This is a genomic window from Bradyrhizobium elkanii WSM2783, from assembly GCF_000472865.1.
GTDB classification, from domain to species: Bacteria; Pseudomonadota; Alphaproteobacteria; order Rhizobiales; family Xanthobacteraceae; genus Bradyrhizobium; species Bradyrhizobium elkanii_A.
This window is the reverse complement of sequence record NZ_AXAP01000068.1, coordinates 16,311-30,830: the sequence shown is the minus strand read 5'-3', so window position 1 is coordinate 30,830 and position 14,520 is coordinate 16,311. Positions and strand designations below refer to the sequence as shown.

At 58.8% G+C, this 14,520-nt stretch carries 16 protein-coding genes and 1 pseudogene; 10 read left to right on the top strand and 7 right to left on the bottom strand.

All coding sequences use genetic code 11. From position 1 onward, the window contains the following. Both YY7_RS0137175 and YY7_RS54020 read left to right on the top strand, forming a co-directional pair. Nucleotides 1–444: a hypothetical protein gene (locus tag YY7_RS0137175; RefSeq protein WP_028167628.1), complete on the top strand. Its 444-nt coding sequence runs from the start codon at nucleotides 1–3 to the stop codon at nucleotides 442–444. 81 nt (nucleotides 445–525) lie between these two features. After that, nucleotides 526–1,860, top strand: a complete 1,335-nt coding sequence (locus YY7_RS54020; RefSeq protein WP_035691873.1) for a site-specific DNA-methyltransferase — start codon at nucleotides 526–528, stop codon at nucleotides 1,858–1,860. A 166-nt stretch (nucleotides 1,861–2,026) separates the two neighbouring features. Here the strand turns inward: YY7_RS54020 and YY7_RS63760 are convergent, their stop codons facing one another. From YY7_RS63760 to YY7_RS0137150, 3 genes are all read right to left on the bottom strand, one after another. After that, nucleotides 2,027–2,275 (bottom strand): sunset domain-containing protein, encoded by a 249-nt coding sequence (locus tag YY7_RS63760; protein WP_051397118.1) that lies wholly within the window; start codon nucleotides 2,273–2,275, stop codon nucleotides 2,027–2,029. Between the two features lie 8 nt (nucleotides 2,276–2,283). Continuing rightward, on the bottom strand, nucleotides 2,284–2,589 hold the full coding sequence (locus YY7_RS0137160; RefSeq protein WP_155255474.1) for a hypothetical protein: 306 nt from the start codon (nucleotides 2,587–2,589) through the stop codon (nucleotides 2,284–2,286). Between the two features lie 352 nt (nucleotides 2,590–2,941). Beyond that, nucleotides 2,942–3,964 carry a restriction endonuclease gene (locus YY7_RS0137150; protein ID WP_155255473.1) on the bottom strand — a complete coding sequence of 341 codons (1,023 nt, stop codon included), beginning with the start codon at nucleotides 3,962–3,964 and terminating at the stop codon, nucleotides 2,942–2,944. A 173-nt stretch (nucleotides 3,965–4,137) separates the two neighbouring features. On the opposite strand from YY7_RS0137150, the gene YY7_RS0137140 reads away from it, so the two are divergent. Together YY7_RS0137140 and YY7_RS60995 are read left to right on the top strand one after the other, a co-directional pair. Beyond that, a complete protein-coding gene (locus YY7_RS0137140; protein ID WP_028167623.1) occupies nucleotides 4,138–4,395 on the top strand; it encodes a helix-turn-helix domain-containing protein in 258 nt (85 codons plus the stop codon). Between the two features lie 116 nt (nucleotides 4,396–4,511). Continuing rightward, the gene (locus YY7_RS60995; RefSeq protein WP_155255472.1) at nucleotides 4,512–4,811 is read left to right on the top strand and encodes a hypothetical protein; all 300 of its coding nucleotides are present in this window, start codon (nucleotides 4,512–4,514) and stop codon (nucleotides 4,809–4,811) included. A 140-nt stretch (nucleotides 4,812–4,951) separates the two neighbouring features. On the opposite strand, the gene YY7_RS0137130 is transcribed toward YY7_RS60995, so the two are convergent. Further along, a complete protein-coding gene (locus tag YY7_RS0137130) occupies nucleotides 4,952–5,338 on the bottom strand; it encodes a hypothetical protein (RefSeq protein WP_028167622.1) in 387 nt (128 codons plus the stop codon). A 297-nt stretch (nucleotides 5,339–5,635) separates the two neighbouring features. Between YY7_RS0137130 and YY7_RS0137125 the strand changes: the two genes are divergently transcribed. The 4 genes from YY7_RS0137125 to YY7_RS0137110 all read left to right on the top strand — a co-directional run bounded on the left by YY7_RS0137125 (nucleotide 5,636) and on the right by YY7_RS0137110 (nucleotide 9,152). After that, a complete protein-coding gene (locus YY7_RS0137125) occupies nucleotides 5,636–6,451 on the top strand; it encodes a YqaJ viral recombinase family protein (RefSeq protein ID WP_433994551.1) in 816 nt (271 codons plus the stop codon). Then, on the top strand, nucleotides 6,435–7,562 hold the full coding sequence (locus tag YY7_RS54010) for an ERF family protein (protein ID WP_051397116.1): 1,128 nt from the start codon (nucleotides 6,435–6,437) through the stop codon (nucleotides 7,560–7,562). The genes YY7_RS0137125 and YY7_RS54010 overlap by 17 nt, the downstream gene beginning before the upstream one ends. Nucleotides 7,563–7,681: 119 nt before the next feature. After that, the gene (locus YY7_RS54005) at nucleotides 7,682–8,149 is read left to right on the top strand and encodes a hypothetical protein (RefSeq protein WP_245287533.1); all 468 of its coding nucleotides are present in this window, start codon (nucleotides 7,682–7,684) and stop codon (nucleotides 8,147–8,149) included. A gap of 367 nt (nucleotides 8,150–8,516) precedes the next feature. Further along, complete coding sequence (locus tag YY7_RS0137110) at nucleotides 8,517–9,152, top strand: D-glycero-alpha-D-manno-heptose-1,7-bisphosphate 7-phosphatase (RefSeq protein ID WP_155255471.1); 636 nt, start codon at nucleotides 8,517–8,519, stop codon at nucleotides 9,150–9,152. Nucleotides 9,153–9,163: 11 nt separating this feature from the next. Here YY7_RS0137110 and YY7_RS54000 read toward each other — a convergent pair whose 3' ends face one another. Continuing rightward, the gene (locus YY7_RS54000) at nucleotides 9,164–9,826 is read right to left on the bottom strand and encodes an acyltransferase (protein ID WP_063623421.1); all 663 of its coding nucleotides are present in this window, start codon (nucleotides 9,824–9,826) and stop codon (nucleotides 9,164–9,166) included. Nucleotides 9,827–10,079: 253 nt separating this feature from the next. On the opposite strand from YY7_RS54000, the gene YY7_RS0137100 reads away from it, so the two are divergent. Further along, nucleotides 10,080–11,621 carry an O-antigen ligase family protein gene (locus tag YY7_RS0137100; protein WP_155255470.1) on the top strand — a complete coding sequence of 514 codons (1,542 nt, stop codon included), beginning with the start codon at nucleotides 10,080–10,082 and terminating at the stop codon, nucleotides 11,619–11,621. Here YY7_RS0137100 and YY7_RS58975 read toward each other — a convergent pair. Beyond that, complete coding sequence (locus YY7_RS58975; protein WP_080664010.1) at nucleotides 11,587–12,015, bottom strand: HAD-IIIA family hydrolase; 429 nt, start codon at nucleotides 12,013–12,015, stop codon at nucleotides 11,587–11,589. The genes YY7_RS0137100 and YY7_RS58975 overlap by 35 nt on opposite strands. A 577-nt stretch (nucleotides 12,016–12,592) precedes the next feature. Next, nucleotides 12,593–12,847 (bottom strand): annotated as a pseudogene (locus tag YY7_RS0137090) (integrase core domain-containing protein); the annotation flags it as partial. A 53-nt stretch (nucleotides 12,848–12,900) separates the two neighbouring features. On the opposite strand from YY7_RS0137090, the gene YY7_RS57020 reads away from it, so the two are divergent. Continuing rightward, nucleotides 12,901–13,941, top strand: a complete 1,041-nt coding sequence (locus YY7_RS57020) for an FkbM family methyltransferase (protein ID WP_028167617.1) — start codon at nucleotides 12,901–12,903, stop codon at nucleotides 13,939–13,941. Nucleotides 13,942–14,520: the final 579 nt, after the last annotated feature.

Here is a 14,520-nt window from a genome sequence, read left to right as displayed (position 1 = left end):
ATGTCTGACCAACCAACGCTCTTCGACCTCTTTGAGGAAAAAAGCCTGCACAATTGCCGGCGCATGCTTGATAACGGCGATGCTCCAACACGCGGACAGCTCGCCGACATCTTGGAAGCCAACGCGGATCAACCGTTGCCTGGCTGGTTTCTTGCGCTGCTCGTCGAGAGTCTTAGGGGTGAGCTGAAGCGCAAGGCCGGCCGCCCAAAAAAGCCAGCGATGATGCTGTATCGGTTCGCCGCTGCCGAGCACGAATATCCTACTCTGCTCGCTTGGCTTCGCAATCGACAGCAAACGGCGGGCCTTAAAGGGTGGTCGCTCCTGCAAGGGAAAGATTGGTGGACGGGACCGCCGCATCAACGAGCTGCGAAAATCGCGGTTGAGCGATGGCGACTTCACGTGAGCTGGAAGTCGTTTTTGGATCGAATCTCTTCGAAAAAATAGGCGCTGTTTTATTCGGAATGAACCACGCATGTCGGATGCGTAAACCCTCTCTTGTGCGTTTTACTCACAGGAGAGACAAAAATGTTGGAAGACCCGCGCTGGCATCGCAAGCTCAACCTCGCCTACCAGCAAACTTCGGCGCTCAAGCCGCGCTCAAATAATCCAAGGACCCATTCCAAAAAGCAGATCGCGCAAATCGAAAAAGCGATCCGCAGGTTCGGCTTTACCAATCCCGTTTTGGTCGACGACCGCAATGGCGTGATCGCGGGGCACGGCCGGCTGGAGGCGGCGAAATCGATCGGCCTTTCCGAGGTGCCGACCGTACGGCTCTCTGATCTGACCGAGGCGGAGGTCCGCGCCTATGTCATCGCCGATAACAGGCTTGCAGAGAATGCCGGCTGGGACCGGAATCTGCTTGGCCTTGAGTTAAAATACCTGTCCGAGCTTGAGATCGACTTCGATGTGTCGATCACGGGTTTTGAGCTGCCCGAAATCGATATTCTGATCGGCGAGGCCGCGACGACAACGGACGCGGGCGAGGCGGACGAGCCGCCGCTCCCGGCCGCGGGGCCCGCGGTCACCCGGCCCGGCGATCTCTGGGAAATCGGCGCGCATCGGCTCATCTGCGGCGACTCCACCAAGCTGGAAACCTACCAGGCGCTGCTGGGTGAGGAGCGCGCACAAATGGTCTTCTCGGACCCGCCGTACAACGTGCCCATTGCCGGCCACGTCTGTGGCCTGGGCGAGATTCAACATCGCGAGTTCGCCATGGCTTCCGGCGAAATGTCCGACGCCGAATTCACCGCCTTTCTTGCCTCCGTCTTCCGCCACCTCGCCGCCCATTGCGATGACGGCGCCATTCATTTCCAATGCATCGATTGGCGCCATGTCGGCGAGATGCTCGCGGCCGGCCGTAGCGCTTACAGCGAGCTGAAAAACATCTGTGTCTGGGCCAAGAACAACGCCGGCATGGGCTCCTTCTACCGCTCCCAGCATGAGCTCGTTTGCGTGTTCAAATCCGGCACCGCAGCGCACCTCAACAATATCGAGCTCGGCAAGCACGGCCGTAACCGCACTAATATCTGGAATTATGCCGGCGTCAGCGCCTTCACCGGCCGCTCCGATCTCGCGTTGCATCCAACGGTCAAGCCTGTCGCTCTGGTTGAGGACGCGATCCGCGACTGTTCGCAGCGCAAGGGCATCGTGCTCGATCCGTTCCTTGGCTCCGGGACCACCCTGGTTGCGGCGGAGCGAACCGGCCGCCTCGGCTATGGCATCGAGATCGACCCGAAATACTGCGACGTCATCCTGTGTCGCCTGCAATCGCTCTGCGGGCTTAACGCCACGCTTCAGGCGACCGGAGAATCCTTTGAGCAAAGACAGGCGAATGCCCTCCGGGGCGACGAAAGCGCGTGAACCACATCCGCAAAGAAAACGGTGGCCATGCTCCGGCGGGGTATGTAATCCTCGCAACAAGAAAAAGTTCGAAGCAGCGATTCTACAATCCCAACATCGTTGCGGAAATTGTGAAACGCTATAGCATTTAACGCTAAACATCGACAGCGTAGGCACGAGTATTGATCTAAACACGCGATTTGCGCCATCCGGCGGCGCGCGCATCGCTTTCAGAACAAAACCACCGCTCGCCATTGAGCCAATTGACGCGCGTTTGTAGATAGTACTTCTGCCCGGGCACGTGATAAACGCGCTCGCCCGCATCACTGATGTTTCCTTTGATTCGGCAGCCGGCAAGCATTGGCCCGACTTCTAGAGCCGCAAGGACCAAAAGAAGCACTCCAAGGATTGCCAAGAAAATGCGTGTGCGAGTCATGGGAGTGATTACGACGAAGAACCCTGCTCCGTCGCAACCCGGAGCTTCGTACGATACAAATTGATGGCGCGCCCGGTGATTTTGCGGGAGCGGACTTGCTTGTAGGTCTCAATCGCGCCAGCCGAGATCAATTCGAAATAGACCGATTTGGAGATGCTGAGAATCTCGCACGCCGTCTTGACGCTGAAGCTTCGCTCTTCAAAGGGCACAGTTGAAATGTGGTCGGACATATTGATCACCGCCGAAAGAGAAAGAGGGTGATCCTCTCCATAAGCCTCACCCTCTCCCAAGGTCCGGTGGCGGCGGAGCCGCAACCATCTAAAGCCTAGCATGGAAAGCTAAGCAAAGCTTGCGTACCCGCCGAAATTTTTGAGGCGGGTTAGATCATGTCGCCAGGACCATTTCTGCGACGCGCCCGCCTCGGTGCTATTGCGCGCTATCCCACGTTCGTCATTCGATTAGGCTCGATCGTATCGAAACGTGCCTTGCGCTCCTTCGTCGCCGTCCGCTCTGCGTCGGTGAGCGTTGCAAGCCGCTCTTCGAACGCTGCAACGAAGGCTTGCCGCATCGCACCGCGGGCGTTTGCCTTAAAGCGCGGACTCCTTTCGTTCGGATAGCGGAGGACGCTCCGGACTCGCATCCCTGCAAACGATTCTTTGCGACCATTTAGGCGACACGCTCGGAAATCCACCCGGTGAGGTCGCCCTCGAGCGCTGCATTTGCAATCCGGTCCGCGGACCAGAGGTGCACGGTACGCGCTGGCGCCGCCCTGATCGGACGGATCGCGCTGTGATAGACGAAGAAAAAATGGTCTGAGCCCCCGTCCCGTTCAAATCGAGCCAGATAGTCGTCAAACTCGGCCTGCGATGCGCGGGACTTCACCTGCACCCAGGCCGTTTCGCGCGTAATTGGCTGCCTTAGCACCAGATCGACGTCGGACTGCTCACCACCCAATTGGCTGATGCGCTCCCAGCCGCCGCGATGAAAAATCAAGTCGATCAGGGTTTCGAAGTCCTTCCAGTCGAGCCGCCGGATCATTTCCTCCAAGGTGGCTGCCAACTCTGCCCGCAGCGTTGCGGCTTTCGCCGGCAGCGGTTCATCCTCTCCGCGGATCCGGCGCAGCAGGTAATCGGTCTCCCTTACGGCGCAGAGGGTCATCTGATAGTTCGCGGTGCTGGTCAGCGCCGAGCTTAAGCTGCGGACGCTAAGCGGAACACCGCTGAGGCTGGTCTTTCGCCATCCGCCGGTGCGCCGAAACCGGGAGGGCGAGCCAGGATCGGATTTGCTGGTTTCGATCACGCGGCCTTTCGCAAAGGTCCACCACAGATGGCCGTCGGCGATCGTGAACCACAGCGTGTCCTCGCCAAGCTCGTAGAATTCCCTCAATTCACGCAAACCTTGCCTGATGCCGCCATTCCGCCGTCCCATCGCGATCAGCTGCTGGCGGACCGTTGCCCAGTCGCCCCGCGCGCAGGCCGCGTGATCCACCGGCCGATAGCCGAACGGGAGAATACCGTTCTCCAAGGCGTCGGCAGCCCATTTGCCCTTTTCGCCGAGCTTGATGTAGCGAACCGCACCTGCCACCAGGCGGCCTTCGCTCAAGCGTTTCTTCGCCGCTCGTCTGGTCGATCCTCGCTGTGGGATGGCCGCGTTCGCGGACGTCACTGCGGAGCTGCGGTTTATCGCCATGTTAGTACACCTTCGCACACCTACACATAAGCACCACTTCGCTCGCCGCGGCCCCGAAGTCGAGCTGGCCGCGCGCAGCGTAGGCAATTACAGTTAAGAAATATCCTTTTTTGGGATAATCCGAATCCAGGATCAAATTGCCCGCCGCCCGAAATCCCACTGCCCGGCGGCGAATGCAAAAATCTCTCAGATCCGCCGAATACCACCGCCTTATTGGGCTGCTTGTCGCGGCGCGACATAAGGCCGGCATCCGCCAGCAGGCGCTCGCCAAGAAGCTCGGCAAGCCGCAATCCTTCGTCGCCAAATATGAGGGCGGCGAACGGCGGCTCGACGTCATCGAATTCGTCACGATCGCGAGCGCCCTTGGCGCGGACCCGGTCAAGCTGATCAGACAGTTCGTCCGAACCAAAGGCCAAACCAAGAGCACCTAGGAACTCTCCGCTGCGTTTTGCCTCTCACGTCGCGGCAGTCTCGGGCTCGTGATGGATCTCAGGGGCGGAGAAAGGTTCTGAGCAGTGACGCGGCATCCTGGAGCCGCCCCGCGTCGTTGGACCAACTGCTCGATCTCCATCGCAACACGCACGCCCTCGCTGATGCTTCCCGATTCGGCGCACGCGGCCGCCGCTCTGGCGATCTGTTCGGCTTCCTTGAGCTTGGCATGAATCGCCAAAAGACAAGCTTTAATGGCCGGCTCGATCCTATTGAGCATCCATGGTTAGCGCTTCCGTCTTTCATTCCCGGACGCATCGACGCTCCAACGACAGCAGAAGTCCAGACATTTTGGAGCAATCTTCTGGCTGCTTGGGCGGCCGTTCGATCACAATATGCGCGAGGCCTGTGCGCTTAGTTCGGACGCTGCGAGGTGGTTTTCGACCTCTGCGACGAGATGTCTTGTCCCTGGACATCAAGCCGACTGCTCCTCTCCGGTCGTTTCGGGCGAGCTCAAATGCGATTGGCTTCGTTTTGTCGAAAGCGGGCAACGCACGTCTAAGCCCCATCCGTTCGAAGAATCCGCTTCTGCTTCGCGTAGGCCGCACGCTCATAGCGCTCCAAGCCGCGCAGCCGTTTGGCCCACCGGCCATGGGGTGATTTTAACAGCGCGCTCAGGAGCTCATGGCGAACGGCGCGGATCCGCCCCAATTCGAGTTTGGCTCGAACGATATCTGCCAGCTCAAATGGAAGCGCCTCAAGGGTTCTGCCTTCCATGATCTGTTGGGCAAGCCTCTTAGCCCCCAGATCGTCGGCGGTCACCGACCGCGACAGGCCATGACGAAGCGCATTCTGGCGCGAGCTTGCCTTGCCCTCTGCCGTCCTTGGACCCGTGCTGCGCTTGGCATTCGTCCGGTTGGCTTCGATTTGCTGCTGTGACGCCATTCCACCCTCTTCATGCACCTGTGGTCCACCGCCTTAGGCAGTAAATTGGCTGCCCGCGAAACGCCAGCAGCTCACCGGTCTCAGCGGAAAAGAGCAAGAATCTTGCTGCAGAAAGGACTGGCCTTCGCGCGCAAATGGAGCGTTACTGATTCGGCCGGGCGCGCGAACGGTCCCGGTATCTCACCTCGCAACTGCGGGGCTTAAGGCAGTGCGGCAACCAGTGCCGCTGTTCTTAACCAGGAGATACCGGTGAGTAGCGTTCAAACCGATGGCGTCCCCGAGCCTGAGCTTCGGGTCATCAAGTTCAACCCCGCAGAGCGTCGCCACTTTATTGGCGGATCGGATGCCCGCATCATCATGGGCGATGACGAAGCCGACCTCGTTCGTCTCTGGCGCGAGAAGCGCGGCGAAATCGAACCGCAAGACCTTTCTGACAATCTCATTGTCCAGCTTGGCATCGCAACCGAGCCACTGAATCGGACCTGGTACCAGCGCAACAGCGGCCAAACCGTCAAGGACGTCCAAAAGCGCGCTCGTCACCCCGTCCACAAATGGATGGCAGCGACGCTGGATGGCATCGTCGAGCAAACCGGCGCGATTTACGAGGCCAAGTTCATGCTGCCCTGGAGCTTCACCGAAGAGCTGGCGGCCGCAAAGCACATGGCGCAGCTGCAGCACAACATGTGGGTGATGGCCACGCGCTCGGCCGTGCTGTCGATCATCACCGGCGGCGGCAAGTGGGTCGAAATCAAACTTCACGCCGATCCGCTCTACCAACACCTGCTTCTGACGGCCGAAAAGAAATTCTGGCGCTGCGTGCAGACCGGGGAGCCGCCTCGCCTGTTTGGGATCGAGACGCCACGCCCGCGGCTGGAAGCGGTCAAGGTTGTGGATATGGCTGCCTCCAATCTATGGGCGGAGTTTGCGGCAACCTACCTTAGAACCCGCGACGCCCATGCGGAGCACGAGATCGCAAAGATCGAGCTGAAAAAGCTTGTGCCCGAGGACGCCAAGGAGGCCATCGGCCACGGGATCCGGGCAAAGCGATCGAAGTCGGGCGCCATCAGCTTCGATTCGCTTCAGACGGAGGGCACCGATGCATCGGTCCAGTGAGCGCATCGGCGCGATTGCCGCGGCGCTGGCCAAGGCGCAGGCGGAGCTGACCAACCCTGAAAAGACGCTGGTTGCCACCATCCGTTCGCCGTTTCCACGCGAGGAGGACCGGTCGTTTCGCTATGCGTCGCTCGCGAGCGGGCTCGACATCGTGCGCAGGGCCTTAAGCCAGCAGGAGATCGCGGCCATCCAGACCACCCGGATTGAGCCGAGCACCGCACAGGTCCATCTGACCACCCTGCTGGCCCATTCCTCCGGCGAATGGATTTCCTCTGATTGGCCGGTCTGTGCCGCCAAGGATACCGAGGCGCCCCATCGGATGGGCGCGGCGCTGACCTATGCCCGGCGCTACGCGCTGTTTACGCTGGTCGGCATCGCCGGGGAGGACGATCTGGATGCGCCTGATACTCTGGTCGGTTCATCGCCCGCCGAGCCCCGCCCCGGCAATGGCGCCGGCGGTCAGCCACGCAAGAGCGTTCTGCAGCGTCCTCCAACCCTCGCCGCGCAACAATCGGCAAAGCTGCGGGATGACATGCTGGAGGAGATCAACCCCTTGACGCAGGAAAACGACCTTCTCGTGTGGGCGAAGAACGCCCTTCCTCGGAAGAATACTCTACTCGAGGCCGACGCTCGAACCGTCGAAGCTGCCTATCAGCGCAAGTTCGGAGAAGCTGCCCTTCCTGATACCGAAAGCAGTCCTCCTCGCGGCAAAGGCTCTCTCCCTCTTGCCGATACCGCAACTCCGGCGGTCGGCCTTGCTATTCCGAAAGAGCCCACCCGCAAGCGAAGCAAGGAACACTTGGCGTTCATCCGGGGACAGCCCTGTCTCGTCTGCGAGCAGACGCCATCGGATCCCCATCATCTGAAGTTCGCTCAACCGAGAGCTTTGGGCCGCAAGGTCAGCGACGAGTTTACGGTGCCGCTCTGCCGTACTCACCATCAGGATCTGCACCGCCATGGCAACGAAAAAGCATGGTGGGCCGACATGCAGATCGCACCGTTAGCAATCGCCAAGCAGCTGTGGGATGCAAGCCCGATCCATAGCCAAGCCGGTATCGTGACGCCTTCGAAGGCATCGGGCGAGTTCAACTCCGGGACAGTCTCCGTATGAATGCGCCCTTCAACGCACTAGGAGCCGGTACCGCACCGGTTGTCCCGCCTCCCGAGTTTGAAGCACTGTTACCCCCGCCCTTGTTGCTCCCCGGCGAGAGCCTTCAGAAGTATCAGCTCATGCGCAACGCGATCTTTGAGGAGATCGCCCCACGCACTGCGATCGAATGGCTGCTGGCAGTCGACGTGGTAGAATTGTCGTGGGAGATCCAGCGCTACCGCGTGCTGAGGCACAAGCTTCTGGAACACCATCGTCAGCAGGCGATCGAACATAGCCTCCGCCACATCGATCTCGCCGGAATTTCGCATGAGCTTGCGGACGCGGCCACATGCCACATCCGGCAAAATGCGCAAGCTTGGCGGACGGATCCGACGTCGGCAACTGAAATCGAGGCGCGGCTTGCAACACATGGGTACGATGCGGGCGCCATCAACGCCGAAGTGTATCTGCAGGCGCGCGAGATTTTCCTGGTCTTCGAGGCTCTGCTCAACACGGCGCAAAACCGCCGCATATCGCTGCTGCGCGAGATCAACAATCAGCGTCACGCCAAATATCCGTTGACGCGCCACCGATCAGACCGGCTCTGACTTCGATCGCCCAGTTACGCGTAGCCGAATCCCGAGTTCGATCGAGCTTTCCAGTATCCCCTCTTGGCGCCATTCTCGTGCGAAGAGGACCGCTCATCCCGTTCCCTAGGTCGATGCGGAAAGAAAAACCGCACGCCGGACAAAACATTGCTTTCGCAGGAGATGCGCGCTATCTGGGCACGGCCCATCGAAGCTTATTCCGGCTCGATCTCTGCGTGCTCGACGTTCGATGACGCAATTCTAGCAGGCCCCTCGGCGCGGGAGCCGTCTAGCCGAGAACTCCGTCGGCTCCCCACAGGACACAAGGCGGCTACCTAGGATTGTTGGGTGCAGGTTTTTCGGCTCGCAAGCTTGAACGTCGACAACTATGTCCGAAATTGCCTGCTACACCTCCGGACTGCCTCCATCGCCAGCAGACAGCCTAAGCGCTATTCTGTGGTCTTCAAAATTGATACTGCAACGCCAATCTGTGACAGTGGATGATATGGTGATCAAGAGACCAGCGGTTTTTTTTGATCGTGACGGTGTCCTCAATGAGGATAGAGGGTACGTGTTTGAGAGCACCAAATTGCGGTGGATCGAGGGAGCGCACGAGGCGGTAAAGATCGTCAATGATGCTGGATACTTCGCCTTCGTGGTTACCAATCAGTCGGGCGTGGCTAGAGGCATGTATGAAGAGGCTCACGTCAATGCGCTACATGATTGGATGGCAGCGGAGCTAGCAAAGACTGGCGCTCATATAGATGCATTTGAGTATTGCCCTTATCATCCCGAAGGTACAGTGGAGAAGTACCGTCGAATAAGTGATAGACGCAAACCAGGCGCGGGCATGATCACTGATCTCTTGAAGCGCTTTTCGGTGGATGTCTCTCGCAGTATTCTGGTCGGCGATAGTCCAACCGATTTGGAGGCAGCTCGCTCCGCGGGAATAAGAGGGCACCTGTTTAGGGGAGGCAACCTCGCACAATTCTTGGCGCCACTCTTGGACCTCGACCGAGGGTAAGTGGCCAAGCTTTATCGGACTTCCATCCTCACCAATCGTTGTCCCGGCTCGTACTTCAGAATATCTTTGGGCCCCGGATGCCGTGTCAGCTCCGCACCACTCAAGACGTAGAGGTCGTCGGTATGCTTACAGCGCCATTCTCCACGACCGGATAATGGTAGATCAATCTTTTCGCCGAACGCACTTACCCAGCCAACTTGGCGCGCAGGAGTTCCTACCATCATTGACCAGTCCTTCGAACTCTTGGTCAGCGTGGCACCCGCGGCAAGAAAGGTACCGACGCCGCAAGTAACGTCCGGAACCACGGTGGAGTTCGCACCCAAGGTCGTCCCGGTTTTCACCAGTGTCTTCCTAAATACCGCGTGGCGATTGATCGCGGCACGGGGAAAAGAGATGTGGGTGAACACCATGTACGGCGCACAGAACACGAAATCCTCGAGCTCAACATGCGAGAAGATCGAGACCGAATTGCCAAGCCGGCACGCGTGACCGACGATGGCGTTGCGTTCGACATAGGTGTTCTGGCCGAGGCTGCAGTTCTCGCCGATCACCGCCCCTGGTGCGACATGGGAGAAGTACCAGATCTTTGTGAAGTCACCGACCTTCGCCCCCTCCTCGACCACCGCAGTCGGGTGAATAAACGGCGCCGAGCCGTCTTCTTGCGTCGTCTTCATCCAGGATGCTTCCCCCCTCTTTTGCACTCTAAGGCACCACCCGAGCGACGCTGCTTGCCAAGTACCCCGCCCGCTACTGATTGCGGTCGTATATTAGGAAAAGGCTCAGGCAATCAAGGTGAAATGCTGTGGTTCCACGCGAGGAGGCTCCAAATCCATATCAGGCCAGTCGTCAAGACGTTCTGCTCCGATGCTCCTCCTTGGTTGTTTAATTTCCATATTCTACTATTGGCTGAGGTATCCGGGAGAGAGATTGCGCGCAATTCAAATGCACCCGTTGACCAATCCGGGAATGCCGTTCATTTGTATGATCCTCGCTCGGAAAGGGATTGTTCACTGGATGGCCGCGGTGCTACTCAACCGCGATCATCGGCGGGAGGGTACATCCATGTTCCGGGCCATGCGCCTGTTTTTGGAGAGGCCAAGCGGCTTTGCCTGGCCGCAATGCGCGCTTCTTGTATTCGCCGTCCTCTTTGCCGCCAGTCCACTTGCAGTTCTGGCGCACGGATGGTTCGCGACCGGCCCATGGTTCACCGCCTTTCTGATGGCCGGATCAACGGCCACTCTGCTAGCACTCGGGCGATGGCGTGAGTTCGAGATCGATACGCGCGACGTGATCTTTTGCTGCCTGCTGCTGGCCATAGGCATTTCGCTGGCGTTGAATGGAATCGGCCCCGATCAGAATGAGTTCTACCTCCTGACGCTCACGCTCGCCGCGTATCCGGCGGCGCGGCTGTGTCCGGCGCGCGTATCGTCGCGCGGATTCATCCTCCTCATCGGAGCGGTGGTTGCAGCGGGAACGCTGGTAACAATTCCTTCGCTGATCGAGCAGTGGAGTGATCCGAACCACCCCAAGGTGGTGGTGTTCGGTCTCTATGATGCGGCCCCAGCCCAGTTCACGATGCTGTTTGGTTTTCTGCTGCTGTCTATCACCGCCCGGCAGCTTACCTCGCGCCGGGCAGTCCTCGTCGCTGGACTGTCGGCGATGCCCGCATTCGTCTTCGCAGCGTGCCAGGTGAGGTTTACGTTCGTCGCGATTGCCGTAGCGATGCTGGTCGCGGCGGGCATCGCAAACCAGGCGCGACAGCGTGTCTATATCCTGATGATTCTGGGCGCAGTCTTGGTGGCGGGCTTGGCGGGCAGCGCGGCGCGTTGGGAAACAACTAAGCTCTTCCTTCATCGTGCCATCGAGAGCGGCACAACTTCCTTCGAGAGTGGCACAACTTCCTTGGATCCAGGATGCGCGTCGGTCGACACCCGAAACTCAATCGAAATCCGTAAGCAGCTCTATATCGATGCGATCCGGCTTCTGGCCAAGGGTGACTCGTTCGGTATTGGCTTTGAGCGCTTTCCGACAATGTCGTGCATTCCAAGGACGCAGGTGCATAGCGCGCCGCTGCAGGTCGCTGTCGAGTTCGGTCCGCTTGCCGGCGTCTTGTTTGTGATCTTGATCGCGAAATGTATCGGGGCCCGGATGTATTGGCTCGGACGGATCAACCCGGAGGCGCGGTTCGTTCTAGCCGCCGTCGTCTTCGCCACCATTCTGAGCTTGGCGCATGGACGGATCAGCCGCGAGATCCCCTTGTTGCTGATGTTGGGCTACGCCGCTGCGGTGAGCCGCCGCGGCCATCGTTTTGCTATGGAATGGATGCGAGACAGTCTCAAAGACTATACTATGCCTTCAGATCCGTGGAGTTTTGCCGTATCCGGGTCCGGCGGCGCCTGTCGACCAGCCAAGCGTGAAGAACGGGCTCCGCTTGTTAGGCAGTTTGGAAGGCACGGCGATCTACCCTAACGTGTTCGCGCGGACCCGATGGCAATGCGCCGCTCGCTCGGAAGTGCTCAAGCTTCCGTTTGCAGCAACGGGCGAGGACAAAATCTGCGAGATCGCCCCCCTCGAACAGATATCCTTCGTGAAAGCGGCAATATCGGAATTCGTCGATATGGACGCCAATCTTGGCGAGTTGGTTATTCATCCAATCGTGCAATCGATGAACGGCGTCGATCCCAAAATAACCGCGCGCGACGCCGGACCGGTTCGTCACCACGAGGGTCAAATAGCCTAAATCATTGCAGAGCTTGATGGCTTCCCGTGCGCCGGCAATCCACTCGAGATCCTCGATCTTTTGCACATAGTTCTTATCGACGTTGAGCACGCCATCGCGGTCAAAAAACCGCCGGCCGACTATTCTTCGCGCGTCCGAGGGCTCTGCCCCTCTTCAGCGACCTCAAATCTGGCACGCGGTACATCAGCAGATCAGTTTTAACCATTTTCCGTCCCCCAGCATAACCTGGTACGTGGTTCTGTCCAAGTCTGGAGCTCATGGGTCCTGAGCCCTGACAACGACGTTTTAAGACCCCTGCTTGAGAGGCGGCAGGCCCCTTCCAGAATTCGCCCGATCTCCGATAATGATCTGCCAGTTCAGGGGACCAATAGATGAACATACCCATCCGAGTGATCACGTGGACGGGATCTATGACGCTTACCGGCCTTCTTGTCTCTGCTTGCGCGAGTGCCGACCGAGCCACATCGAGTTCGACAGTTCGATCAGGCGCGCCCTGGGCCCAGAACCTCAGTGAGCCGCCACCAAGTCGAGAGCTCCCAGGCGACGCAGCCGCACGGCTACGAGCAGAGTTAAATGCTGCTCGCGAGAGAAGATAGCGTTAGCTCGGCAGCACGCAGGTCTCCGGCCGTATGTTGGTGTGGCCGATCACAATCCACACGCACACGACCATGGACTGGGATCAGCGCTGACCTTGCCCCTTTTATCCAGTCCTCAGTTCGCCCCGGTCGTTGGATTTGCTCGGTTGGGTGGTTGGAGCGCCGGGAGCTGGCGCGGAGCCCTCGGCATAGCGCAGCGCCAGATCCCGGCGCGGATGGCAGGTGAAGGCGAACTCGGACGGCGTCTTCCATCCGAGCCGCGAGTGTGGTCGTGCGTTGTTGTAATCGGCCCGCCAACATCCGAGCGTGGCCCGGGCCTGGGCCAGCGACGTGAACAGCGTCTCGTTCAACAATTCTTCGGTGTGAGATAGACCAAAAATCGAGACAGTTCCTTCTCTTCCGGGACAAGGCAATGCCGGGCGAGCACGGTGCTGGACGAGATCTAGCCATCAGGCGCGGTTGGCACTGGAGCGGCACATATGTGAAGATCACTCCGCCGGGGCAGTCGCCTGAGCGCGCCGGCGCCGACCAGGCACTTTTTCTCTTGGGCAATAGCCAGGTTAGTTTACCTATGAAGTTTTATGGTCAGTTCGATCCGCCCGTAGATCGATTCATTTTCGAGCGGTATTTCCCGGACACTCAGATTAGAGGAACATTCGTCGAGTGCGGGGCATTCGACGGGGTCCTGGAAAGCTCTTGCAAATTTTTCGAAGAGACAATGGGATGGTCGGGGTACAACCTGGAGCCAGTACCCTGGATATTTGAGAAATTGTGTCAGAACCGGCCATCCACCAGAAATCTAAATGTTGGGCTCTCCGAGAGGACGGGAACTTCTTCTTTTAACAGCATCATCCATCCCGAATTGGGCCGTGCTATAGGTTGGGGCGCTATCGATCCTGCGCCCGATCATCTCGCTCAGATCCAGGCGAGTGGCTCCGAAATCGAAGCGTCAGAAATTGCCGTTCTGAGTTGGGGTGACTTCATATCTCAGGAAGGCATACAGCAGATCGATCTCATGGTGCTCGATGTGGAAGGGCACGAGCTATCCGTCCTATCAGGGATGCGGGGCAGCCCTGTCCTGCCAAAAGTGATGTGTGTTGAGTTCGGTCACGCCGGCTTCGACGCCATCCGTGACGAGATGGATCAACTTGGCTATGAGTACGACACGAACTCGCACGCAAACGCGTTTTTCGTGAAAAGAGAAGCGCTGGGCGTGATTAACCTCCGTCACCAAGCGATGACCCGCCCAGTGAATGAGGCATCCCTGCTAGCGAAGCTGGAAGCGGCGGAGGCTGATGTTTCCCGGCTGTCCGCCAAAGCAGACCAATTAGCCATGAGGGTCGATTTTCTCCAAAAGCGGGAAATCGAACTTGTGAAACTTCACAATTCGATTGCGAACTCTAGAAGTTGGCGTTTGCTTGAGTTCACCCGGAGCCTCTTGGGTCGACGGTAGCGTCGCCGTTCACCCACCCTATACAGGCCTCCAGTGGCTCGGCACGCCTAGTAAAAGAAAAGGGCTCCGACGAAGGGGATCACGTCGGAGCCCCAGCAGCACGGTCATTCCGGTCTTGCGGATCAAGTAACCGGCGTCGTCTTAGTTCGTTCCGATCCAGAATCCTAAAACCACTACGCCAGTCCGAGCGCGCAGCCGATGGAACCGAGGAGTGACCGGGAGCATTAGGCCCACCGTTCAGCTAGCACGAGCGAATCGATAACGCCAAGCGAGAAACCGAGACATGCCTTACATTGCCGCGCTCGCCTGTTCAGCGGCGGCGCTGATGACTGCTCCTGCTTTCTGACGACAGCGTCCAAGCCAGCCCGAGCGCGCGACCAGGAGCAAATATTGTGGAGCGCTTAAACTGATTTTGATATATGAGCGGCATGGCGCGCTCCTGAATCAGGTGCTCAAGCCCTTAAAGCTATGGCGGAAGCCGTCGTCTGGTCTTGTTGGGTTATCTGCGCGATCACTGTGGCAGGCTACGCGCGTGGATTTCCGTCTCGCTAATCCTGGTCCTGGTGGTTTTCGGGCTTT

Bases quoted from the DNA above. Each gene is read 5' to 3' on its own strand.
- YY7_RS0137140 (WP_028167623.1), top strand. From the start codon at position 4,138: ATGCAAAAATCTCTCAGATCCGCCGAATACCACCGCCTTATTGGGCTG.
- YY7_RS0137110 (WP_155255471.1), top strand. From the start codon at position 8,517: ATGTCCGAAATTGCCTGCTACACCTCCGGACTGCCTCCATCGCCAGCA.
- YY7_RS57020 (WP_028167617.1), top strand. From the start codon at position 12,901: ATGCCGGGCGAGCACGGTGCTGGACGAGATCTAGCCATCAGGCGCGGT.
- YY7_RS54020 (WP_035691873.1), top strand. From the start codon at position 526: ATGTTGGAAGACCCGCGCTGGCATCGCAAGCTCAACCTCGCCTACCAG.
- YY7_RS0137150 (WP_155255473.1), bottom strand. From the start codon at position 3,964: ATGGCGATAAACCGCAGCTCCGCAGTGACGTCCGCGAACGCGGCCATC.
- YY7_RS54000 (WP_063623421.1), bottom strand. From the start codon at position 9,826: ATGAAGACGACGCAAGAAGACGGCTCGGCGCCGTTTATTCACCCGACT.
- YY7_RS54005 (WP_245287533.1), top strand. From the start codon at position 7,682: ATGCGCAACGCGATCTTTGAGGAGATCGCCCCACGCACTGCGATCGAA.
- YY7_RS0137175 (WP_028167628.1), top strand. From the start codon at position 1: ATGTCTGACCAACCAACGCTCTTCGACCTCTTTGAGGAAAAAAGCCTG.
- YY7_RS0137130 (WP_028167622.1), bottom strand. From the start codon at position 5,338: ATGGCGTCACAGCAGCAAATCGAAGCCAACCGGACGAATGCCAAGCGC.
- YY7_RS63760 (WP_051397118.1), bottom strand. From the start codon at position 2,275: ATGACTCGCACACGCATTTTCTTGGCAATCCTTGGAGTGCTTCTTTTG.
- YY7_RS54010 (WP_051397116.1), top strand. From the start codon at position 6,435: ATGCATCGGTCCAGTGAGCGCATCGGCGCGATTGCCGCGGCGCTGGCC.